Source organism: Ignavibacteriota bacterium, from assembly GCA_016708125.1.
Lineage (GTDB): Bacteria > Bacteroidota > Ignavibacteria > Ignavibacteriales > Melioribacteraceae.
Map to the genome: position 1 here is coordinate 1,984,410 of JADJGF010000001.1, position 25,430 is coordinate 2,009,839.

Here is a 25,430-nt window from a genome sequence, read left to right on the forward strand (position 1 = left end):
AATAAGGAAAATTAAGAAATGGATGATATAAAAAGAGATAATGTAGAGGAATTAAATGAAATTGAAACTAAAGAATGGTTAGAATCGCTTGAATTTGTTCTACAAACCGGAGGTCCGGAAAGAGTTCAACAACTCTTAAATGACCTTGATACTTATGCACATCAAGCCGGAGTTGAGCTTCCATTTACTGCAAACACACCTTACATAAATACAATTCCAAAAGAAAATGAACCCAAATTTCCGGGCGGACGTGAAATTGAACGAAGAATTAAAAGTCTTGTCCGATGGAATGCAATGGCAATGGTTGTCCGTGCAAATAAAATTGATCCGGGTATTGGCGGACATATTTCAACTTATGCTTCCGCTGCAACCCTTTATGAAATTGGGTTTAATCATTTTTTTAGAGGAAAGGATAATAACACTCAAGGCGATCAAATTTATTTTCAAGGACATGCTGCCCCCGGAATTTACTCAAGAGCATATTTAGAAGGAAGATTAGATGCAAAAAAACTTCATAATTTTAGACACGAATTAAAACCCGGCGGTGGACTTTCATCTTATCCTCACCCAAGGTTAATGCCGGATTTTTGGGAATTCCCAACTGTTTCAATGGGATTGGGCCCTATCATGGCAATTTATCAAGCAAGATTTAATAAATATTTGGAAAATCGCGGATTAAAAACTCCATCAGAATCCAAAGTCTGGGCATTTTTAGGTGATGGTGAGACCGATGAACCGGAAGCTTTAGGCGCAATTTCTTTAGCTTCGCGCGAAAAACTTGATAATTTAATTTTCGTAATTAATTGTAATTTGCAAAGATTAGATGGACCGGTTAGAGGGAATGCAAAAATTATTCAAGAATTGGAAGCAGTATTTAGAGGCGCTGGTTGGAATGTTATCAAAGTTATTTGGGGAAGCGATTGGGATCCTTTATTAGAAGCAGATAAAACCGGACTTCTTACAAAACGTATGAATGAAATTATTGATGGCGAATCTCAAAAATATATTGTTGAAGGCGGCGCTTATATTCGAGAACATTTCTTCGGAAAATATCCCGAACTTTTAGAATTAGTAAAACACTATACTGATGAAGATCTTGCTAAAATGAAAAGAGGCGGTCACGATCCGGAAAAAGTTTATGCCGCTTTTAAAGCTGCGGTAAATACAAAAGATAGACCAACCGTAATTTTAGCAAAAACAGTTAAAGGTTATGGATTAGGCGAAGCCGGTGAAGGAAAGAATATTACTCATTCTCAAAAAAAATTGAATGAAGATGAATTAAAGGAATTTAGAAGCAGATTCGGAATTCCAATGTCTGATGAAGATGTAATCACTGCACCATTTTACAGACCCGAAGAAGATAGTCCGGAAATTCTATATCTAAAAAAACGCAGACAAGAATTAAACGGTTACGTTCCCAAAAGAATAATTAGAAATCAAAAAATAAAAACTCCTTCCGAAGAATTATTTAAAGAATTTTATCAAGGAACTGAAGGAAGAGAAGTTTCCACAACAATGGTTTACGTTAGAATCTTAACGAAACTTTTGAAAGATAAAGAAATTGGAAAACTTGTCGTTCCAATTGTTCCGGATGAAGCAAGAACTTTTGGAATGGAAGCTTTGTTTAGGCAAGTTGGAATTTATTCAACTCGCGGACAACTTTATGAGCCAGTTGATAAAGATAGTTTGCTATATTACAAAGAAGTCGTAAATGGTCAAATTCTTGAAGAAGGAATTACCGAAGCCGGATCGATGTCTTCGTTTATCGCAGCCGGAACTGCTTATATCACTCACGGAATTAATATGATTCCATTTTTTACATTTTATTCAATGTTTGGATTTCAGAGAATTGGAGATTTTGCTTGGGCTGCAGCTGATATGCAGTGCAAAGGATTTTTAATCGGCGGAACAGCCGGAAGAACAACGCTCGCCGGAGAAGGTTTGCAGCATCAAGATGGACAAAGCCACGTTCTCGCACATTCAATTCCAACGGTAAAAGCTTATGACCCAACTTTTGCTTATGAGCTTGCTGTTATTATTCGAGATGGAATTTATAGAATGTATGAACTTCAAGAAGATTGCTATTATTACATAACTGTGATGAATGAAAATTATTCAATGCCAGCAATGCCGAAAGGCGTTGAAGACGGAATAATTAATGGAATGTATAAATACAAAACTTCTGAAACTAAATCGAAATTAAAAGTTCATCTATTGGGAAGCGGTTCAATTTTAAATGAAGTTTTAAAAGCACAAGAAATTTTGGAAAAAAATTATAACGTTTCTGCTGATGTTTGGAGTGTTACAAGTGTTAAAAATTTACACTATGATGCTTTGGAAATTGAACGATGGAATAGAATGAATCCGACCGAAATCAAAAAGAAAAATTATATTCAACAAATTACAGAGGGCGAAGATGGAATTTTTATTTCGGCTTCAGATTATTCACAAATTTTAGCTGACTCAATTTCAAAATGGTTTCCAAATAAATTTACTTCGTTGGGAACACTTGGATTTGGAAGAAGCGAAAGCCGCGAAGCTTTAAGAAATTTCTTTGAAGTTGATGCTAAACATATAGTTTACACAACGCTGTATTCACTTTTTGAAGAAGGAAAAATTTCAAAAGAAATTATTTCTAAAGCAATTACGGATTTGAATATTGATTTGAAAAAGAATAATCCAATTAAATCATAACTTAAAAATTTAGAGTAAAAAATGGCACTTGAATTTAAATTACCCGCACTCGGCGAAAATATTGAAAAAGCCGATATTGTAAAAGTTTTGGTTTCTGTTGGAGATAAAGTAGAAGTAGATCAAATTTTATTGGAAATTGAAACCGATAAAGCAACTGTGGAAATTCCGGCGGAAATTTCCGGAATTGTAAAAAGTGTAAATGTTAAGGACGGTGATACTGTTAAAGTTGGAGAAGTAATTTTTATTTTTGAAGAAGGTGAAAATGTAATTTCTGAAAGTGAAAAAAATATTCCAACGAAAAATGTTGAATTAGAAAAACCAGAAATCAAAACAGAAAAAGTTATTGAACCAAAATCTGAAAAAGTTGAAATCGGTAAAAGCCAATCCGGCATTATTGAATTTAAATTACCGGAACTTGGAGAAAATATATCTTCTGCGGATATTACAAAAGTTTTAGTATCCGTTGGTGATAAAGTTGAAAAAGATCAAATACTTTTTGAAATTGAAACAGATAAAGCAACCGTGGAAATTCCCTCTGAGTTTAACGGAATAATAAAAGAAGTAAAAGTTAAATCTGGTGATAAAGCAAAAGTTGGTGAAGTAGTTTTAATAGTTGAAACCGGTGAAAGTCAGCAAGTAGAGAAACCAATAAAAGTTGAAGAAAGTAAAATTGTAGAAACGAAAATTGAAAAACCAATTCAACAAAAAGTAGAAATTCCGGCTCAAACAAAATCTACTTTTATAGATACAAATATTAAAAAAGAATTTCCAAATAAAATTGCTGCAGCTGCTCCATCTGTAAGAAGATTTGCTAGAGAAATTGGAATTGATATAAATGAAATAAATGGAAGCGGGCCCGGCGGAAGAATTTCTGAAGAAGACGTTAAAAAATTTGCAAAATCATTTAACGAAAAAATTAGAACCGGTACCGGTGGAATGCCGATTGGAATTAAGCGTGAGCAGCTCCCGGATTTTTCAAAGTGGGGAAGTACAAGAAAAGAGCCAATGAGTAATGTTCGAAAAAAAACAGCGGAACATCTTTCATACGCTTGGGCAACAATTCCACATGTAACACAATTTGATAAAGCAGATATAACTGATTTGGAAAATTTACGAAAACAGTTTTCTAAGAAAGCAGAATCAGTTGGAGGAAAATTAACTGTTACAGCTATTTTGCTAAAAGTAATTGCATCAGCATTAAAAGTTTTTCCTCAATTTAACGCAAGTGTAGATATGGATAATAAAGAAATTATCTATAAGGATTATTTCAATATTGGTGTGGCTGTGGACACGGAAAAAGGTTTAATTGTTCCGGTAATAAAAAATGTTGATAAGAAAAATATTATTCAACTTGCGGTTGAATTAAATGAAATTTCTGTAAAAGCACGCGATAAAAAAGTTACGATTGAAGATATGCAAGGTGGAAGTTTTACAATAAGCAATTTAGGGGGAATTGGCGGAACAGCTTTTACTCCAATTGTAAATTCACCGGAAGTTGCAATTCTTGGTGTTTCAAGAGGAAGTTATGAACCGGTTTATAAAGATGGAAATTTTATTCCAAGATTAATGCTGCCTCTTTCTTTATCGTATGATCATAGAATTATTGATGGCGCTGATGGTGCAAGATTTATTAGATGGATTGTTAATGCCTTAGAGCAACCGTTTTTACTAAGTTTGGAAGGATAATTTTTTTTCTTAATCTTACTCTTATTCATCTTGCAATTTTGTAATCATGGAATTTTGGAATCTTAATTAAATGATTCAGATTAAGAGTAAGAGAAATATTTATTGATATTGGAGAATTTTTAATGAGTACAAAAACACAACTTGCGGTAATTGGCGCTGGTCCCGGCGGATACACGGCTGCGTTTCTCGCAGCAGATTTAGGAATGCAAGTTACTTTAATTGATCCGAGAAAAAATCCCGGCGGAACATGTTTGTTTGTTGGATGTATTCCATCGAAAGCATATCTGCATGTTGCAAAATTATTGAATGAAACTAAAGAAGCACACAAATGGGGTGTTGATTTTTCAGAGCCCAAAATTGATATTGATAAACTTCGCAAATTTAAAGAGGATGTAGTTTTGCAAAATACATCCGGAACGGGACAATTAGTTAAGCAGAGGAAAATAAATTACATTCAAGGAAAAGCAAGTTTTGTAAATTCCACAACTTTAACAATTGAAAAAGTTGATGGCGGAAAAGAAGAATTAATTTTTGAAAAAGCAATACTTGCAACCGGATCAATTCCCGCAAAAATCCCGGGACTTTCAATTGATTCTCCGAAAGTTATGGATTCTACAGATGCGCTTGAACTACAAGAAATTCCCAATAGATTATTAGTTGTTGGCGGCGGTGTCATTGGAATGGAACTCGGCTCAGTATACGCAAGTTTAGGAAGCAAAGTAACAGTTGTGGAATTACTTCCATCATTGTTGCCTGGAGCTGATAAAGATTTAGTAAATGTATTTCAAAAAAGTATTGAACCAAAATTTGAGAAAATTCTTACAAAAACAAAAGTTGCAAAGTTGGAAGATATTGGAAATGTTTTAAAAGTAAATTTAGTCGATGAAAATTTAGTAGAAACAGAATTAGAATTTGATAAAGCCCTAATTTCTATTGGTCGAACGCCGGTCACAAAAAATTTAGGAATTGAGAATACTAAATTAAAACTTAACGAACGTGGATTTGTTCAAGTTAATGAAAAATTGCAAACAGATGATCCGAATATATTTGCAATTGGTGATATTGTAAAAGGACCAATGCTTGCACATAAAGCATCTGCTGAAGGAAAAGTTGCAGTTGAAGCAATTGCCGGGCACAAAGTTGCGTTTGAACCCGCTGCAATTCCCGGAGTTGTTTATACTGATCCTGAAGTTGCTTGGGCTGGATTAACAGAAACTGAAGCAAAAGAAAAAGGAATTAAAATAGAGGTTACAAGATTTCCTTGGGCGGCGAGCGGAAGAGCAAGAACAATGGATAGAAGTGATGGTTTAACAAAATTAATTATTGATCCGGAAACTACAAGAATTTTGGGAGTTGGGATTGTTGGTCCAGGAGCAGGTGAATTAATTGCGGAAGGAACTTTAGCAATAGAAATGGCTGCAATCGCAAAGGATTTGTCACTTACAATTCACGCGCATCCAACTTTATCTGAAACTATGATGGAAAGTGCGGAAATATTTTTTGGTGAAGCTACACATTTGTACAGACCGAAAAGAAAGTAGAAAAATGAAAAGTCAAAAGTGAAAGGTCAAAACAAAAATTAAAAAATTAATTAGGTTACTTTAGATATTTACTATATTTTTACACAGTACGGCAGTAACTTTAGAAGTAAATCTGGTTTTCCAGATATTTGTAGATGTAGAAGTAGATTCAATTCATAAACTTCCCCTGTAAAAATTTTAGAGCCCTGTCATAAACAAAATCAATTAATTATTTAAAAAGGAGCATCTGTCATGGCAGAGCGAAAACAAGGATCTGTTAAATGGTTTAACAGTTCAAAAGGATTTGGATTTATTTCACAAAAAAATGGCGAAGATGTATTTGTACATTTTCAATCAATTATTGGTGATGGTTACAAATCATTAAATGAAAATGATAAAGTAGAATTTTCAATTACTCAAGGTGCAAAAGGCTTACAAGCATCTGACGTAAAAGTAATTAGATAAAACTTTTGAAATTAAAATCCCAGATTGATTCTGGGATTTTAATTATAATTTCATTCCATTCTCAAATATTCCAAACAATTTATTAATTAGTTTACCAAATCTATTCTTCATATATTATATCAACTTAATGGTATAAGGATTTTGTTATGAAATATACAATTGATTTTTTGTCTGAAAAAAAAATCATTGGAATTAAAACAAAGGGGCGACTAAATTTTAAAATTGTTGAAGAATATTGTAAAGAAGCTGTAAAGTTAGCTCGTAAAAATAATTGCAATAAATTTATTTTTGATCATAACGATGCAACTTTGCAAGGATTAACTTTTAATCTTCATTCAGCAGAAGATGAATTACAGCAATTTGGATTTAAAAATTCCGATCAAATTGCAATTGTGTTAATTGATCGAAAGAAAAATTCAAGTGTAAAACCATCAACAAATAGAAATGATAGTTGGTGTATAATAAAATATTTCTATAATGGTAATAATTCAGAAGCAATTGATTGGCTCAATTTGAATAATTAGTAATTTGAGAATAATTTTATACAAATTTAAAATTCAATAATTAATAACTTTCAGCAAAATGACTTTAGGAGAATATATGAGTAAAGGATTGAATACCAAAAAAGGTTCAAAGAAAGAAGCGGCAAAGACGATGAAAGAAAAAAAAGCTGCTAAAAGAGATAAGAAAAATGAAAAAAGTAATCATGGAATTATAAAATAGAAATTTCTGAAAAATTAAAATGTAATTTTCACATCAAATTTTAATGCTTCCATTGTTAACGGAACTTTTGTATCAAATGGCCAATTCATTTTTTCTTGTTTTAATGTGTAGAAAAAATATGATAATCCGTTTTTCATCAAGAAATATAAAATTGGAGTAATACTTGGTGCGGCTTTAATAATTACTCCTTCCGTTAAAAAGTCAATTCCGGTTTGTGACAATAATTCAATTCCAAAACTTCCCAAATGCTTCCAGATCAAATAAGCTGGCATTACAATTTGTGTTTCATAATTTACGCCAATATTTAACATTGAACTTATTTTTATATCAAGTCCCGCAACAGTTGTTGTTCCAAATTTTATTTCATTATCATAATTATCTAATATTTTCTTTTCTGTTAGCCAAATAGGAATTTGCTCAAATGTACGAATTTTTTCAAGCGGATGAATAAATTTTGATTGGTTCCAGACAAATCCTAATTGATAAGAAGGCAAAATTGCAAAATTATTTCCAAAACTATATCCATAACCTTTTCTAAATCCAAGACCAAAACGCCAAATTTTAAAATTAATTTTTATATTCTGCGTATTGTTTGAATTATCATTTAAGTAGGAAGAAAACAGAAAATTATCTTCAAATTCTAAAATGCGATAATTTCCGGCGGGTTTTAAATATCTTTTTCCAAGTTTTATTTCAGAAAGAGAAAGAGGATTAAATTCCGATTCAAAATTTTTGTGTTTTAGTTCACCAAATCCATAAGAAACTTCAATAAAATTTTTGGTTCCGGAAAACCAACTTCCAAAGTTGAAATTATCTTGTGCAGATTTTAAATTTATATTTTCTTGCGGAAAAATTATTTGCGAGGTAAGAAAAGTTATTGTAATAAATTTTGATAAAACTTTATCAAACATAAAAAATCCCCAAAGTTTTAATTGAAAAACCGTTGGGGAAAATTACAAATTTGATGATTAAAAAATATAAACTAATTTCTGGATTTCTTTTCTAAAGTTCTAATTAATGTATCCATCAACACATCATTTTGAACAGGCTTTGTTAGAAAAATATCAACTCCGGCATTGTACGCATTGTCTTTATCTCTTTGAAATGCATGAGCCGATAAGCCGACAACTGGCAAATTTTTATACTCATCCATTTGTCTAATTTCTTGTGTTAACTGCAAACCATCTTTTTTACCTCGTAACGAAATATCCATTAAGATAATATCAAATTTGGAATTATTTAATTTTTCGTAAAAAGTATCGGAAGAATCGCAGATTTCAAGATCAAATTTTCGTTTCAGAAATATTTGAAGGAATTTCTGATTTTCATAATCGTCTTCAACAATTAATAATTTTGGTTTGCTTTGTAGTTCATCACTCATGTTATTACCGCTTTTTGTTTTATTATCGACAAATTAATGTAAATTTTTACTTTATACAGTTCTTTCGTCAAAAAAGTTTTTCACTTATTACTATCGAATAAAAAAAAATAATTTAAAGAAATTTTAAAGAACTGAAACTGCAAATATTGAATTAAGCCGAATTTGCAAGATTGCTAATCAAAAATATTAAATTTCGTTCAATTAAAAAAATAATTAAGAATATTTTGTCGTAATATCTGATTATTTGAATTAAAAATTTACGAATAAAATTTTTAATGTTTTTAAGAATTACGATTATTATTTTATTTACTAATCAATTAGCTATTTTGCAAATAAAAAATTCATCACATTATAATGATAAAAGTAATTTTAAAACCGGCACGTGAAAAATCATTATTGAGAAAACATCCTTGGGTTTTTTCCGGAGCGATTGAAAAAGTTTTGGGAAATCCGCAAAATGGTGAAACTGTTGAAGTTTTTTCATCAAAAAATATTTGGTTGGGAAGAGGAGCTTTTTCAATTCAATCGCAAATTAGAGTTAGAATTTGGACTTTTGATGAATCCGAAAATATTGATATAACTTTTTTTGAAAAGAGAATAAAATCAGCAATCGATTTAAGAAAATCCATAATTGAAAAAAATAGTAATTCGTTTAGAATATTAAATTCAGAATCTGATGGAATTCCCGGTTTAATCTTTGATAAGTATAATGAATTTTTAGTTTGCCAATTTTTATCTGCCGGAGCGGAATTTTGGAAAAGTCAAATTATTGAAGCGGTAAAAAATGTAATTCCATCAAAAGGAATTTATGAAAGATCAGATGTTGATGTGCGTAAAAAAGAGGGACTTGAACCTAAAATTGGAAATTTATTTGGTGAAGAACTGCCCGATTTTATTGAAATTATTGAGAACGGGATTAAATTTTTTGTCGATGTAAAAAAAGGACATAAAACCGGTTTCTATTTAGATCAAAGAGATAATAGAAAATTAATTTCAGAATTTGCCAAAGAAAAAAATGTACTGAATTGTTTTTCATATTCCGGAGGATTTAGTCTTTATGCATTAAAATCCGGTGTAAATTCAGTTACAAATATTGATTCGTCATCTGATGCTTTGAAATTGTCGTTGAAGAATGTTGAGTTAAATAATTTTCCTAAGGGAAAAAATATAAATGTAGAAGGCGATGTTTTCAAAATATTGAGAAAATATCGTGATGAAAATAATTTATTTGATTTGATAATTCTTGATCCGCCTAAATTTATTGAGTCCAAAGCAAATATTAATAAGGCGAGCAGAGGATATAAAGATATAAATATGCTTGCGTTTAAAATCTTAAATAAAGGTGGAATTCTTTTTACGTTTTCTTGTTCGGGATTAATGGATAGAGAATTGTTTCAAAAAATTGTTTCGGATGCAGCAATTGATGCTGGAAAAAATGTGAAAATTATTAAATGGCTTACTCAATCTTTTGATCATCCCGTTGCTTCAAATTTTCCGGAAGGATTATATTTGAAAGGATTAATTTGTTATGTTGAATAAATACAACATATAAAAAATATTTCAAAAATCTCAAACAACAAGTACGAAATAACAAAAAAATACCAAATTCAAAAAAATAAAATTTCAGAATTAAATTTTGGTTATTGGAGATTATTTTAAATTTGTTTTCTGCGATTTGGAGTTTTTAGAGGTTCACTAAATTTTACGGTTTAAATAAACCTGCTTCATTTACTCCAATTAATCCGGCAGAATAAGTCCTTTCATCAACTTGTAATAACCGTTTTTCCATTTTTGTTGTCATCAATTTAAACTTGCGGATTTTATCTAACTTTTGTGCAATCAATTCCATTGTGTTATTATCAGTCTGCCAATTATATTTATCAAAAATTTTCAAATTTAATGGAACTGTATAACCGCGCAAAGTTTTTTCTTTTGTAGTATTATAATATTGTTCAAAATATGAAAGAACTAATTCCCGCAAAGTTTTATAAATTGGTTCACGAAATCTTAATCCAACAAAATTTGATTTTGCAATTGCTCCCCAATGATTATCAATTTTAAATAAAGCAAGAATGTGATCATCATCTCTTTTGTTTGGCAGCATATCTAAAATTATTGGTTGAAATCCAATTTGACTCAATGCTGATGCGGCGAAAACAGCTCCATCAAAACAATGCCCGACTTTTTCATTAAAAACTCTCAAGGGACATCTGTAAATAGGATCTGAGCTGTACTCAATTGAATCTAGAAATAATTGAATTTTTTCAATTGAATTTAATTTTAAGAAAATCTTTCTTTGTTCAGATTTTAAAGAATTTAAAAGAGAGGAATTATTTTTCATTTAATACGAATAATAGTTTATAATTATTTTAAAACTATCATTTTCTTTGTTTGAATAAAAGCTCCGGATTTTAATTGATATAAATAAATTCCACTCGATAATGGGCTTGCATCAAATTCAATTTTGTAATTTCCGGGTTTTTGTTTTTGATTTACTAAAGTTGCAACTTCTCTTCCTAAAATATCAAATACTTTTAATGATATATTATTATTGTTATTTCGACCAACGGGAAAAATCTCTATACTATTAGAATTTTGAGATCTCTCACCCCTTTGGGGATTCGAGATGACAGAAGGTTCTGGAACAGAATATTCTATTGTTGTAGTTGGGTTAAACGGATTTGGATAATTTTGTGAAAGATAAAATTCTGTTGGAAGATTTGTTAAATTCTCTTTTACACCTACTAAAGTTGTATCGCCAAATTTTTTGCCATTTATAAATGCGGCAATTAAATTCTGGTATTCATCATATGACTCAAAATGTCCCTTATGCTGATAAGTTTTTCCAAAATTTTTTGCATAAGAATATTCAAAAAAATTAAAAGGACCATCTGAAGAAATCAAATAATTTTTAGTTATTTCTTGTATAGAATTATTTTCGAATATACTTTGAAACTTTTCTTCAGAAAAAGATACATCTTCCATTTCATAAAAATTATTAATTTTAATAAAAGTCTGAAATGTATCGCCTACATTTGAATATAAATTAGTAATTAAAAATTCTTCAGAATTATTTATTTCATCATCAAGTTTATAAACTTTTCCATTTATTGAATCAATTCTCTCATAGTAAATTTTAACTTTACTAGAATCACTTCTTGTTTCTTTAATAGTAAAATATTTTTTACCATTATTTAAAGTTGTATCGCTTTTTACTTCTTTTGTAAGATAGTATAAATGCTGTCCACCAGTTTCCCAAACTGGGTTGTAGATTATTTCATAATACCATTTATCCCCAATTTGAAGCGGATAGAAATTCAAACTATTATAATCAGTTAATTGTTTCATTATTCTTACAGAATCAGAATTTAATTCTAAAAGTTTGTAAGGAGTTGTTATATAGAGTAAATCAGAATTAGGTCTTTTATAAATACCGGAAATTGTAGCTTTTAATTCTTTGAATTTTGAAAATGTATTACCATAATCCGAAGATATATAAATCTGTTTGTCAGCAGCAATGTAAATTGCTCCGCTTAAAGAATTATCACAAGTAATAGAAATTTCATTTGTTGATTCAAAAACTTCATTCCAACTTCCCAACTCTCCCAAATTATTTGAAACAACTAGTTTATATTTATTGTCATTTATAATAATTCTATAAATGTGAATATTATCGAGGTCATTTATAAAAGAGTAGTTAATATAATCTTGTTGATAAAGTTCATTTGCATTATAAACTGAATCCGCTAAATAAAAAGTTTTTCCTGTATCAATTGATTTATATAAAAAACCTTTTTGGTCCTCAACAAACCAAAGATTTGGATTTTTCTTACTAATGGAAACTAATTTGAAATTTTCTGTTGATTCAACTAATTCAAAATAATCATCAGAAATTTGCGAAAATATGCCTTTGGGAGAATTGTCTGCATAAACATAAACTTTATAACTTGAATCAAAATTTGCTATTTCTAAATTATGAGTAACACCATGAAATGATTGAACCTGAAAAGGTGAATCATAATTTCTATTATAAATTACAATTGGCCCAGGTTCAAAACTTGTAATTGCATCACCAGCTTGATAAAAATTTGTTAAGGTACTATCAATAAATTCAAAATCACTAACAACATGACCAGTTGATGGGAATGGTTCATAATAGTCACCGCCATCCATTAAGAATAAAGAGTCTAAATTTTTCTTGACATCAAAATGAAAAATATCTTGTCTATTTTCTCCAGCCCAAAATTCGTCTGATCTTTGGTAAGAATAATTACTTTTCATTCTATAAAATAATTGTGTATTTCCATTTAGATCTTCATAACCTCTTAATCCAAAAAATGTTGTATCAACTTGTGAAAAACAATTTACTGTAAAAATTAAAATGAAGTTCAGTATAAGTTTTTTCATTCCTTTCTCACTTTAATAAAATCATTTTCTTTGTTTTAATAAAAGTTCCGGATTTTAATTGAAACAAATAAATTCCGCTTGATAATTGGCTTGCATTAAATTCTATTTTGTAATTTCCCGGTTTTTGTTTTTGATTAACTAAAGTTGCAACTTCTCGCCCTAAGATGTCGTAAATTTTTAATGAAATTGCACTCAGACTAAAGTCTGAGGCTACATTTGACGTTTCACTTTTCACCTTTGACGGAATACTATATTCTATTGTTGTAGTTGGGTTAAACGGATTTGGATAATTTTGGGATAATGAAAATTCAGTCGGCAAATTAATTTCATCATTAATATTAGTAATAATTTTATTGCTATCCGCCGGAGTTGGATTATTAATAAACTGCCAATTATTTGTTCCATCCGGAAATCTTCCGTAAGAAATATTGTTTGTCTGTTCTGAATAAGTCAGCGAATCAATAAACATAGTATCATTATCAATTACTTGAATTAAAGCAATTTCTTCTCCGTCTTTATCAAGTTTAAAATTTAAATGAAAAATTCCTTGTTCAGTTTGTTCATCAGCCCAAAATATAATATGTTTTTTTGCCGGAATTGTTGTTAACTCAGAAGAAGTAAATGGAATTTGGTATTTGAATGGATTGTTAAAATTATCAGTAATATACATTCCGCCAATATTTATTGGGAAATCATTATTGTTAAAAATTTCAATCCAATCGTCAAATTCATTGAATTCATCTTTATTTAAATTATCATTGCTTGTTAAAAATTCGTTAATAAAAATATTACCTAACTGATTTGAATTATTCGTCTTTCCTGGAGTTCCGCCATTTGTGAAACTACTTCGCCAATTTTGCGAAACCATATTTTCCAAAGAAATATTTTGCAGTTCGAGTGAAGGTCCGTTCCCATTTGGTTCTTTTGGCCACCAATATTTATTGTCATAATTTACAAAATCAATAATGTTATTGTTGTTATCTAAAAATAAAATATTGCCAAGAAAATTTTTCAAATTTCCATTTTGCCATTGAAAAACTTTATAATTATTTCCTTCATATACATTTTTATTTTTTGCAACTATTAAATATTCACCAGAAGCAATAGTTGCATTTTCAAAAGTGAAATTTATATCTCCGGAAAATTTAAAGTTATTTAAATTTACAGAAGATTTTCCTCTGTTATAAATTTCCACAAATTTAAAATCTTCTCCATTTGCCGGGTTGTAATGAATTTCATTTATAATTAAATTTGTTTGTTTAAATTGATCAAAAGGATATGCGCCAATATCTGAAATGCTTCCGTCAATATCATAAGGTGAATTTGGATCACCCGAATTTATTGCCGGAGAATTTATTGATAAAAATAAATTATTAATAAATTTTGGTTCAGCGCTTAAATTATTTATTCCGGTTAATTCTTCCGTATTTGAAAGAGAATAAGAAATATTTATGTTGGATAATTCATCAACTAAAATTGCTGAAGTTTTGCTATTAGCAAGAATGCAACTAATAATATCAGCATTTCCTCCGCCTTCACCAATATTTTTTTCGAAACATGCAACTGCATACTGATTTCCGTAAAATGTATTATTTATAATATATCCGTATGAATTATGATCTTTTATTCCAATTCCCATTCCGCAATTTGCAATTACATTTCGTTTAATAATGCCGGATGAGCCGTTTCCGATTGATACACCCTTATCATTTACATTAAAAATTATATTGCTCTCAATTAAAATATTTTTTGCACCTTCGCCCAAATCAATTGCATCGCTGTTGAAGCCGTAAATATTATAAATTTTATTATTTCTAATTATTCCGGAATTTATTTCATCATAATCAATTCCATCAGAATCAAATTGATAATTCCCGATAAGTTCACAATTATCAACAAGCGCAAAATTTGCTTTTTTGATATTTATTAAATCTCCCGAATATTCAGTATAGAGTTTAGAATTTTTTATTGTAATATTACCGTATTGAGAAAAAATTGGAGCTTGAACATTTTCAACAGTTATTCCTTCTAAATAAACATTTGAATTAAATGTGGAAATTGCAGCTCTATCTCTTGAATTATCAAATCCTTTTGTTGCTCCAATAATTTTAAGATTCTTAATAATTGATGAATCGGTTGAATTAACAATACACAAAGAACCCCAATTATTTGAAGATTCGTTAGTTTTTATAATAACTGGGTTTTCTTCAGTTCCGTTAATTATTAAACAACCATTTAGCAAAATTTTGGAATTTTCCGGCATTAAAATCTCTACACCACTTTCTATTGTGAGTGTAACATTTGAATCTACTTTAATATTTCCTAAAGCATAATAAGGAGAATTTGTAAAACTCAATGTGGTATTGGATGAAATTACATTTGGAATTGTGTTAATTGAAATTGGTTCAAATTGTGCAGAAATATTTAGCGACTCTTCAATCAATGTAAAAATTAGAGGATTTTGATTTTCAACTTCTTGTGAAACTCCAATCCATTTTACAAATTTATATCCAACATTTGAAATTGCTTTTAATTCAATCGGAATATCTTTGAAATAAATATTTGTTGAACTTTTGTAAACTGTTTCAACAGAATTAATTAAGACATTTCCTAAGTTTTCATTTTCAAAATTGATTGTAACAATTGACAAACCCGATAAATTAAAAAAATCAATTATTTGCTGGCGCTGATGGAATTGACGATTCTCTCCAAATTCTTTCATTACATTTATATTACTTTGCCATTCAGATAAACTTTGAATTGGATTTCCGTAATAGTATTCGCCGTTTCGCCATCGACTAATATGCTTTGGCATTTCTGGAGCAATTGCATTTCTGAGCTTATCAATATTTGAAAGAATTGTATCTTGGTGAAATATTGAATTTAAATAACTTGAAAATCTTTGAATGAATATTGTTTTAAAATCATTATTTGTAAGAAGTTTTCTAAAAATTAAAGTTGACCACATCGGAGGAGTGAATTCATTATTAATTTTTGTTGAAGTTGCTAATTTTAAAGAATTATTAGCATAACCGATTGAACGCTGATTCGGCATTCCAAAGCCAAAATCAAGATCGTGCAATATCCATCGCCATTTAGCGCCGTCTTTTTTCTCACGCCACATTCTCATATTTTGTTCGGGCCAAAAAACATTATCAAAAAATATTTCGCTTATTTGATAATTTATATATTCATCAATATCCATCCAGTTCGTAACAGTGTTATAATTTTGCTCAATTGTTAAATCGTTATTTTCAATAAATGAATAAAATGAATTATAATTATCTGCATCGCCTTCCATAACTTCGGGAATTGAATTACCGTTATACTCAAGCAAATCAATATTATCCGGGTTTACATTGTGAAGTGCAAATAAATAATTATTATCAATTTTTTCTCTGATATTATAAATTCCCCAATAGTTTCCGTTAATAAAAACCAGCGAAGGTTGGTAAGCTTGGCAGTCAATATCAATTTTATTTATCACTAAACTGTGCTGAAGTGCATCTCTAAAAAATGTTGAACGATTATCCGGCACACCAGCATTTCTTAAATAAATGGAATTAAAAATTGTGTAATTTCTTTCACTAAAAAATTTGTAATCAATTTCATCAAAACCGAATCTGTTATCAGCAGAAATTGTAAATGATTTTTGCGGATAGAATAATGAAGCTTGTCCGGTTAATTTTAATCCGGCGTTTAAACTTAATCCTAAACTACCGTCTGGCTCAATTAAATCAATACTTATAGGAATTTCTCGCTCTTTGAAATTATTAGAATAAATTCCAAATGAATTATCAAATAAAATATTTGGATGTGTTGATAATGAAATTACCGGAATAGAAAAATTTTCATTTATGAAATATGATTTGGTAATTATTTTACTTGGAAGTTTATTAGCTTCGAAAACTCTTACTTTCAAAACTGAATTTTTATCAATTAAAATTGAGCTTGTATAAGTTTCAGAATTACTTGTTGGATTTGAACCATCCAAAGTAAATTTAATTATTGGATTAATATTTGTTGAATTAATTGTAACATTTTGTGTCGAATTATAAATCCCACTTTCTAACGAAACTGTTGGTTCTTCCGAAAAATTTGTATTTAAAATTTCCTCGGTAATATTTGATGAATTTGGAGTTGGTTCACCAAAATAAAACCAATTTGATGATCCATCCGGTTTTCTTCCCATTGATACATCTTGCAATTGCAAATTATAGGAAACCGAATCTACAAGAATTGTATCTTGATTAAAAATTCCAATTTCTTCATTCGATCTATTTAAACTAAAATTTACATGATAATATTTTGTTGTAAAATAATCGTAAGGATAATAATCTCTTTTGTTCGTTTGTCCGGGAAAATTATCAAATCCATCTGCCCAAAAACGTAAATAACTTTTTGCACTAATAATTGTTCCGGAAGGAATTATCCATTTTGTTGGATTGTTAAAATTATCGGTTAAATAAAATCCGGAAATATCAACATCAAAAATTTCATCATTATAAATTTCAATCCAATCTGAATAGTCGTCAAAGTCAACAATATCAGCATCAACAGAAACATTTGATGCCAGAAATTCGTTAATAAATATTTTTGGATTTTGCTGAGCAAAATAATTATTTGTAAATACAAATAGACAAATCAGAAAGTATTTTAATATAATTTTCATCAAATTATTTCTTTCACTTTAGCAATAACATTTTTTTTGTTTGAACAAATGAACCATATTTTAATTGGTAATAATAAACTCCGCTTGAAAGATTAGATCCATCAAATTGAATTTTATAATTTCCCGGTTTTTGATTTTCATTGAGTAATGTTTTAATTTCTCTGCCTAAAATATCAAAGATCTTTAATGATACTTTAATCAGACTAAAGTCTGAGGCTACATCTGACATTTCGCTTTTCACACCTGCCTGCCGGTAGGCAAGGTTTGACGGAATGTAATATTCTATATTTGTAGTTGGGTTAAACGGATTAGGATAATTTTGATGTAATATTAAATTTTGCGGAACTGTATTTTTTTCTTCAACAGAAGTTAAAATTGAATCTTTTGATTTTAACAGTAAACCGTAATTTCCCGAAATCCAAATATTATTATCTTTTATTTCAATATCATAAAGTGAACCGATTATATTATCTAAAACTAATTCCCAATTATTTCCGCCATCAAATGTTTTGAAAATTACACCATTATCTTCTGAATCATTGCCGACAAAAATTCCCGCACTATTATCAGTGAAAACCATATCATTAATTTTGTAGGTTAAATTATTAATTTTCTGCAATGAATTTCCGCCATCGTTTGTTTTAAATAATGAGTATTCAAAATCTTCTCCATTATAAAATCCTCCGTTTATCCATCCTTGAAGTTCATCTTTAAAAAATATTTTTTCAAGAGGAATTGAAATATCTGTTTTTATATCTTTCCAGCCCAATTCCGGTGTGTATTTTACAATCTGTCCGCTTTCACCAACCGCCCAGCCAATATTATTGTTAAAACTAATTGCTGTTAATCTTCTATAAATTACATCTGTACTTTTGGTAATAAAAACCGTTTCCCAAGAATTGCAGCCATCATTTGTTTCAATAATTATTGATCCACTAGAAATTGAATCATAGTAACTTCCTACAATCCAGCCATTGTTTTCATCAATCATAGTAAAATCATAAGCCACAATATTTTGCACTTTAAAATCTTCTTCTAGAGAAATAATTTCAGTAAGATTTTTACCTCTATCATTTGTTTTAAAAATTTTCGTAATCATTCCCCAATCGCCGGTTTTGGTTAAAATATATGCAGTATTTTCATTTATGAAATTTGTTTTCATAATTCTGTTTGGAGTTTCAGAAATAATTTCCCAAGATTTACCGCCGTCAGTTGTGGAAAAAACTTGTCCGTAAGAATCTAAAACATGCAAACCACCTACTTCATATCCGCCGAATGCAATACCATTTAAAGAATCTGTAAAACTTAGTTGTGTGAAGGGACAAGAATATTTTTGTAGGTACCAATTATTTCCGTTATCGGTACTTGTATAAACTGTAATGTAGCTGCCAAGACTTCCCAAAATTACACCTTCGCCGCTTGAATTTAGAAATATATCAGTCAAACTAAATTGTGAAAAATTATATTCATTATCGGAAAAATGAAATTTAGGATTTTGAAAATCCCAAGTTTTTCCGCCATCGTAACTTTTAAGAAAACTGATTTCACTATTTCTTACTTGCCAAGTTGTACCGTAAATTATTTGTTCATTTATAAATTTTAAATTGTTAAAACTGATTGTATCCGATTTAAAAATTTGTTCCCAATTTTTACCGGCATCTGTAGTTTTGAAAATTAAATTATCCGAGGAATCATCAACTGCAGTAAAATAACCGGTTGAATCACTAATAAATTGAAGGATATTTATATAACTTAATTCGTTAAATGATTTTATATTCCATGAATCTCCGCCATCCGTTGTAGATAATAATGCCGGTTCATAATTTGAGTAATTATAAAAACTAACGAATCCGGAATTAATATTAGTAAATTTAATATTTCTGAATTCTCCGACAAATCCTTGCGGTGTAATTTCATCCCAAATATTTCCGCCGTCTGTTGAAGAAATTATTTTGTTGTAACTTGTTCCATAAATATGGTTTTCGTCCAATACTTGTAAGGAGTTTAAGCCGTACCAATTTTCGTAAGGAGCTTCAAATTGAGTTTGCCAAGTTGTTCCGCCGTCTTCAGTTTTTTTGATAAATATTTTTGTTGCGGAATTATTTGAGCAAACCATCCAGCCCGTATTTTCATTCAGAAAACTCAATTGTTGTAAACCAAAATCTGAATCAATTTCTATTGAATACCAAGTTTTACCTCCATCAAAAGTTTTTAAAATTGTTGCCGGATAAAGATATGTATAACCGAAATTATCATTAATAAATTCCAAATGGTTGGGATAATTACCTTTAATTCCTTCGTTAAGTTTTGTCCATTGAGGAAAAATTTGCAAAGTAGTAAGAAATATTACAAAAAAAGTTAGCTTAATATTTTTCATATGATTTTTAAATTTATTTGAGAATGATCATTTTTTTTGATTGTGTAAAATTATTGGTTTTTAACTGATAATAATAAACACCGCTTGGGAGATAGCTTCCGTTAAATTTAATTTTATAATTACCCGTTTTCTGTTTTTGATTAACTAAAGTTGCAACTTCTCTTCCTAAAACATCATAAACTATTAACGATAAATTATTATTGTCATTTCGACTAAAGGGAGAAATCTCCAAACTATTTGAATTTTGAGATCTCTCATCTCTTTGGAGATTCGAGATGACAGAATTATAAGGAATTGAATATTCTATTGTTGTAGTTGGGTTAAACGGATTTGGATAATTTTGTGCGAGTGAAAAATTTGTTGGTGAAGTTTGTTTTAAATTATTAATTCCTACAATTTTACCATATTCAATATTATTTATTTTAGCATAAATTAAAATTTCTGAAGCACTAAGTTGTTCTCCATAGCTTGTAAAAGTAAGACCAAAACCTTCTGAAATTGTTTTATTGAAAATCCAATATTCACCTAAATACTCAATTTTTTTTCTAGAAATATTTAAAGTACCAACTTGAAACTCTGAATTTGAATGCTTAATTGAAAATATTGCTTCTTGACTACAATCAGTCCAATTTGTAGTATCACCAATTGCCAAATCAAATATTACTCTTTCTGAATCTTGACAAGTAATCCAAGGGATATTTTCAAATATATAGGGGAAGTATTCATATACTTTATATTGAACTGAGTCAATTCTTCTAAATGTATAATCTTTATCTGCAGATGTGGTTGAAGTTTCTTCAAAAATATAATATTTCTTACCATTCCCTAAAATTGTATCTGCTATAATCTCCACTGTTTTCAAATAGTTTTCATAACTACCATCAAGAAAATCAACAAATGTTTCGTATTGCCACTTATTCCCAATTTGTAGTGGATAATAATCAAAAAGATTTTCATCGTATATTTTATCATATGCAATTCCAAGCGATTTTTCAAACGAAACAAAAATTGAATCTTCGGAATAAATTTGAACTAAAGAATCAATATCAAATCCTTCAATCTGCCAAACTTCATGTATAGTATCTCCATAATCACTTCCAAAAACAATATCAGCATTAAGAGAGTTACTTATGTTATTAACAATATCATACTTATTTCTATCATAAGATAGTATAATTTCTCCACCAATAAATTTTGGTGCATTAATTATAACTGTATCTTTTAAATCAAAAAAATAATTGCATATAATAGTTTGATAGCCGTCCTTGTTTGGCAAACCTAAACTTTGCGGTTCAATTTTCCATTTATAGATTTTAGAAGAATGTGGTTTGAAAGTCAATAATTCATTAGTTGATAAACAACTTGTATGTTCCCAAGAATTAAAATCATTAAAAGAAAATTCTGCTTGACAAGTTTCATAATTGCCGGCAAAAAACTCAAATGTTGAATCTGAATTATTTGTTATTTTACAATAAAGTTCAATCTGCTCACCATATTCATAATTGTCTTTATTGGTAAATGCATCAATACTAAGCTGAGCAAGGTTAAGTTTATAAATAGAAAATAACAATAGTAAAATTAGTTTGGAGTTTTTCATTTTTTCCTCTTACTTATTAATATTATTTACAAAAAACATGCCTTTTTTATTATCGAAAAAATAGAAATACAGATTTGTTTTTATCATAAATTAACTGTAAAACTTTTTTCAATTTCAGTTTACTGAAACTATATCAAAATTCTGAAAAATTTTGTAATTCTTAAATACAAAAATCAGCACACAAATATTTTAGAATTGCCTCCAAACAGATTTTTGCGAAATGAAAATTTCACAAAAAAAATAAATCTGTTATTCCTAAAAATTTATGTCTGAAATATTTATTTAACTAAAACTAATTTTAATGTTTGTACTTTACCGGCATTCTGCATAACGAAGAAATAATTTCCGCTTGCAACTATTGAGTTGTTGTCATTTTCTCCATTCCAGAAAAATTCAAATTCATTTGTTTCATTAATATTTGTATTTGGAATAAAAGTTTTTACTACTTGACCAAGTACATTATAAATTTTAAATGTGGCAATTTCCGGATTTATTTTTTTGCTCAATCTAATTTTAATTGTTGTTTGATTGTTAAACGGATTTGGATACGAAGTAAAAAGTGTATCGGAATTTATTTCTTCAGTTTCTTCAACATCAACAACCCATTCGCCGTTTCCATCATCAATAAATCTATTTGGATCAGTTATATCTATTTCCATTCCGGGTTCTAAGCAAAGAAATGCCGTGTATTTTGTTAAAACTTTTTTGCTTATGCTTAAATCAATAACCTCATAAATTTCTTGATTTGTTAAATAAGAATAATAATTGTAATCATCTTCTAAAGTGCTTATAAATTTTCCCGCCCAAATTACATCGGAAATTGAATCCGTAATAATTGTGTTTTCTTCCGTAACTTTTTCAGAATTTGAAAAAGGATTTCCATCGTAAATTCCGTTGAATTCAATATTAAACGGCAGAGTTCCAATATATTTTCCTATTTGCAAAATCGGAGTATTTAAAGAAATTAAATTATCACTTCGGTTTATATCAAATCTGCCATAAGTAAAACCGCTTTCCAAAGTTGTGTGAAGATCATACGTTGATAAAAGTGCGCCAAGCGAAGAAAATAAATTATTTATCATTGTGCTGAACGGAACTTGATAACCGGTATTAAATAAATTTCCGCCGGTAAGTTTTGTTAAATTTTGATAAAAATATGAATTGCCGCCATAATGAATTTCCCCGTAATTATACCAGTTCGAATAATTTTCTTGATAGTTCCCAATTGTGATGGAAATTATTTCGGTCATCATTTTCATCAAATCTTCAATTAAAGAATTTGCAACTTCAGCTTCACCAACTTGATCTGAATTTGCGAAAAGAATTATTTGTCCGTTGTAATTTTTTCCGTTAATAAATTCAATTCCGTTTGCAAGCAGCGAAGGCAAATTGCTGTAATCTGAAATTAAATTTTGAGATAAATTATTAAATGTATTTTCTATAGAATTGCTGTCTGCCGGAATCCAATTTTCACTTATGCGATTTATATTTTTGTTTGATAAAATTAAATTGAATGAATCTTGCTCAGTAAAATTTTGATGCAGCATTTTTTTTATTCCATTTAGTACATTATTTTTAGTTGTGCTGCTATTTGAAATTTGATAATCTACAAGTATTGCAGTTTTCTTATTTTTTTTCACATCTTGCGGAACGGTAGGCAAATATGCAAGCTGATAAATATTTTCTTCATTTCCTTCAAATTTGCTTAAATAAATTCCGTTGTTAAATGGCGCATCTACTGAATAATTAATTGTGCTGTAATTATAAATTTCATTTTCAGAAAGAATAAGTTGATGAAAATTTCCATTTATAGAATCACTTTTTTCAACAAATAATTTATTTGGTAATTCTGAAATTTTTGGATTTTTCCATTCATTTGAAAAAGTTGTTCGCAAATCTAAATTCTTTAATCGAAAATACGAAGAGTGCAATAAATCAAGCGGAATAGGGGAAGTTACATTTTGTGAATTCCAAATTGCCGGAACCAAAAAAGTAATTTTAATTTTTCTTCTTTCATCACCGGCTAACGGAAAAACTCTTAACTCATATTGATTATCATAATTTTTAACAAGGATTGATGGATCTTGTCTTCTTCCAACAATTTGTTCATAAATCTGAGATGCAGTCCAGCGATCAAGAATTTTTCCTTTAATAATTTCACCGTTAAACCATAACCAAGAATCGTGAACAATAGAATTTTGCGGCAAACCGAAATTGTAAATTATTTCAACCGTATCTTGATGCGTTAATCCTAAACCTTTTGCAGAAATTGTTAAAAACAAATTGTACTCAAAATAAATTCCTTTTGGCTGAATTGAAAGAGTTGCTTCTTCAATTGTACCTTGACCAACATACCACGCTTGGGGATTGTTAATCATTAAATCCGAATATGCAAATGAAATATTGGTAAGTAAAAGTAAAATAATTATTGATTGTCTAATTTTTTTCATCTTTCCACCTTTTGTTGTTCTAAAAAAATTCAAATAAAATAGAGACTGCGAAAAAGTTGTTTAGGAAAAATTAACTTTTCACAATCTCTATTAAGGGGTTGGTTTTATTATTAATTTGTAAATTCATAATTGATTTTCACTGCATTAAAAAATTTTACAATTTTTGGTGAAACCTCTCCAGAGTCAAGTTTTGAATTTTTATCTAACTTTAAAAATTCAGTAAACGAAAATCTTGCATCTAAAAATTTATTTGATGAAAACTCTGCAATACCTTTTATTAAATAAGTTTCTGATTTTTCTTTATTCGAGAGATTAGAATTTTTTAAAATGATTATTGCTTGTTCAATAACTTTTTCATAATCACAATTCTGATAATATTTTTTCATTAATTCTTTTGGATCTTGCGGTTCAAAAAGTGAATAAATTGAAACGGAAAGAATAAAAGTGAAGAATAAAAAATTTTTAAATTGATGCGAATTCATAGAAATCATAAATTATTTTCTTATGAAAGCAATTCAAATTAAATGCCAACAAGTTAATTTATTATTCAACTGTTTTGATGAAATTCTAGATTTGTAATTGTGTTTAGTGCGAATTCTTTTCGTTTAAACGAATTTTTTTCGTGGAAATTATAGAGGAATGCTGAAAGAAAATAAGATATTATTTTGCTGATTTTCGAAATTTATGTTTTGAAAATTTGTTAAAACTTTTTCACTTCCAAGCTCATTTGAAAAAAATAAAATATCTATTTGCGAATAAAGCCATATTGCAGCGTAAGTTCCAATTAAGACATTTCTAATTTTATACGATTTATTATATTCGTCATATTTTATTTTTATTTGCAGTGGATTTGTTTGCGCTAAATAATTTTTTTCTTTTTGGTTTGCATCAAAAATAAAATAAATCATTGAGCCTAAACTTACAATTGAGGCGGAAGTTAAAATCCATCCTTTTGAATTATCATCCAAATGCAGATGGCCCAAACCCGGTAATAATATTGACTTTGCCAATGCATTATTTAATTCGCTTTTATTTTGCAGGTATAAAATTTTATTTTCGTTAGGCTCAATTTTTATTTGTTCCGACTCATCTTTAACTTTTAAAATATCTAAAAATTCTTTTTTAACATCGTTAAAATATGTTACTAATTTTGGCGAAAATTGCGAATTGTTCAGCTCAAAATTCTCGTTAATTTTTAATATTTCAACAAATGATTTACGTGAGTTTTCCATATCCGACATTGAATAATGCGATACGGCTTTTAAAGTATAAATCTGAATAATATCGTGTTGAGAAAATCTTTTTTTATCTAACAATAATTGTTCGGATTTGGAAATAACCGTTGAATATTCAAACAATTCATAATGATTTTGAAGATTAATTAAATCAACATTTGACTGAGCAAATAATTGAATTGTTGAAAAAGTTAACGCTAATAAAATGGAATTAAATTTCATA

Annotated in this window: 16 protein-coding genes; 6 read left to right on the forward strand and 10 right to left on the reverse strand. The window is 29.0% G+C overall.

Annotated features, from left to right (window positions below):
* Positions 1-18 precede the first annotated feature (18 nt).
* The 5 genes from aceE (at position 19) to IPH62_08875 (ending at position 6,889) form a co-directional block, all read left to right on the forward strand.
* Positions 19-2,694 carry a pyruvate dehydrogenase (acetyl-transferring), homodimeric type gene (gene aceE, locus IPH62_08855; protein MBK7105379.1) on the forward strand — a complete coding sequence of 892 codons (2,676 nt, stop codon included), beginning with the start codon at positions 19-21 and terminating at the stop codon, positions 2,692-2,694.
* 21 nt (positions 2,695-2,715) lie between these two features.
* On the forward strand, positions 2,716-4,380 hold the full coding sequence (locus IPH62_08860) for a dihydrolipoyllysine-residue acetyltransferase (GenBank protein ID MBK7105380.1): 1,665 nt from the start codon (positions 2,716-2,718) through the stop codon (positions 4,378-4,380).
* A 122-nt stretch (positions 4,381-4,502) separates the two neighbouring features.
* Complete coding sequence (gene lpdA / locus IPH62_08865; GenBank protein MBK7105381.1) at positions 4,503-5,921, forward strand: dihydrolipoyl dehydrogenase; 1,419 nt, start codon at positions 4,503-4,505, stop codon at positions 5,919-5,921.
* A 231-nt stretch (positions 5,922-6,152) separates the two neighbouring features.
* Complete coding sequence (locus IPH62_08870; GenBank protein ID MBK7105382.1) at positions 6,153-6,365, forward strand: cold-shock protein; 213 nt, start codon at positions 6,153-6,155, stop codon at positions 6,363-6,365.
* A 146-nt stretch (positions 6,366-6,511) separates the two neighbouring features.
* Complete coding sequence (locus IPH62_08875) at positions 6,512-6,889, forward strand: hypothetical protein (protein ID MBK7105383.1); 378 nt, start codon at positions 6,512-6,514, stop codon at positions 6,887-6,889.
* Between the two features lie 213 nt (positions 6,890-7,102).
* On the opposite strand, the gene IPH62_08880 is transcribed toward IPH62_08875, so the two are convergent.
* Together IPH62_08880 and IPH62_08885 are read right to left on the reverse strand one after the other, a co-directional pair.
* The gene (locus tag IPH62_08880; protein ID MBK7105384.1) at positions 7,103-7,999 is read right to left on the reverse strand and encodes a hypothetical protein; all 897 of its coding nucleotides are present in this window, start codon (positions 7,997-7,999) and stop codon (positions 7,103-7,105) included.
* Positions 8,000-8,070: 71 nt separating this feature from the next.
* A complete protein-coding gene (locus tag IPH62_08885) occupies positions 8,071-8,469 on the reverse strand; it encodes a response regulator (protein ID MBK7105385.1) in 399 nt (132 codons plus the stop codon).
* Positions 8,470-8,823: 354 nt separating this feature from the next.
* On the opposite strand from IPH62_08885, the gene IPH62_08890 reads away from it, so the two are divergent.
* Positions 8,824-10,008: a class I SAM-dependent methyltransferase gene (locus tag IPH62_08890; protein MBK7105386.1), complete on the forward strand. Its 1,185-nt coding sequence runs from the start codon at positions 8,824-8,826 to the stop codon at positions 10,006-10,008.
* Between the two features lie 163 nt (positions 10,009-10,171).
* Here IPH62_08890 and IPH62_08895 read toward each other — a convergent pair whose 3' ends face one another.
* The 8 genes from IPH62_08895 to IPH62_08930 all read right to left on the reverse strand — a co-directional run bounded on the left by IPH62_08895 (position 10,172) and on the right by IPH62_08930 (position 25,429).
* Positions 10,172-10,810: a hypothetical protein gene (locus IPH62_08895; GenBank protein ID MBK7105387.1), complete on the reverse strand. Its 639-nt coding sequence runs from the start codon at positions 10,808-10,810 to the stop codon at positions 10,172-10,174.
* 23 nt (positions 10,811-10,833) lie between these two features.
* A complete protein-coding gene (locus tag IPH62_08900) occupies positions 10,834-12,876 on the reverse strand; it encodes a T9SS type A sorting domain-containing protein (GenBank protein MBK7105388.1) in 2,043 nt (680 codons plus the stop codon).
* Between the two features lie 7 nt (positions 12,877-12,883).
* The gene (locus IPH62_08905; protein MBK7105389.1) at positions 12,884-17,548 is read right to left on the reverse strand and encodes a lamin tail domain-containing protein; all 4,665 of its coding nucleotides are present in this window, start codon (positions 17,546-17,548) and stop codon (positions 12,884-12,886) included.
* 13 nt (positions 17,549-17,561) lie between these two features.
* The gene (locus tag IPH62_08910; GenBank protein MBK7105390.1) at positions 17,562-19,925 is read right to left on the reverse strand and encodes a hypothetical protein; all 2,364 of its coding nucleotides are present in this window, start codon (positions 19,923-19,925) and stop codon (positions 17,562-17,564) included.
* 13 nt (positions 19,926-19,938) lie between these two features.
* Positions 19,939-21,522 carry a T9SS type A sorting domain-containing protein gene (locus IPH62_08915; GenBank protein MBK7105391.1) on the reverse strand — a complete coding sequence of 528 codons (1,584 nt, stop codon included), beginning with the start codon at positions 21,520-21,522 and terminating at the stop codon, positions 19,939-19,941.
* A 278-nt stretch (positions 21,523-21,800) separates the two neighbouring features.
* The gene (locus IPH62_08920; protein MBK7105392.1) at positions 21,801-23,972 is read right to left on the reverse strand and encodes a T9SS type A sorting domain-containing protein; all 2,172 of its coding nucleotides are present in this window, start codon (positions 23,970-23,972) and stop codon (positions 21,801-21,803) included.
* A 110-nt stretch (positions 23,973-24,082) separates the two neighbouring features.
* Entirely contained in the window at positions 24,083-24,463 is a 381-nt protein-coding gene (locus tag IPH62_08925; protein MBK7105393.1) for a hypothetical protein, read from the reverse strand.
* Positions 24,464-24,601: 138 nt separating this feature from the next.
* Complete coding sequence (locus IPH62_08930) at positions 24,602-25,429, reverse strand: hypothetical protein (protein MBK7105394.1); 828 nt, start codon at positions 25,427-25,429, stop codon at positions 24,602-24,604.
* Position 25,430: the final 1 nt, after the last annotated feature.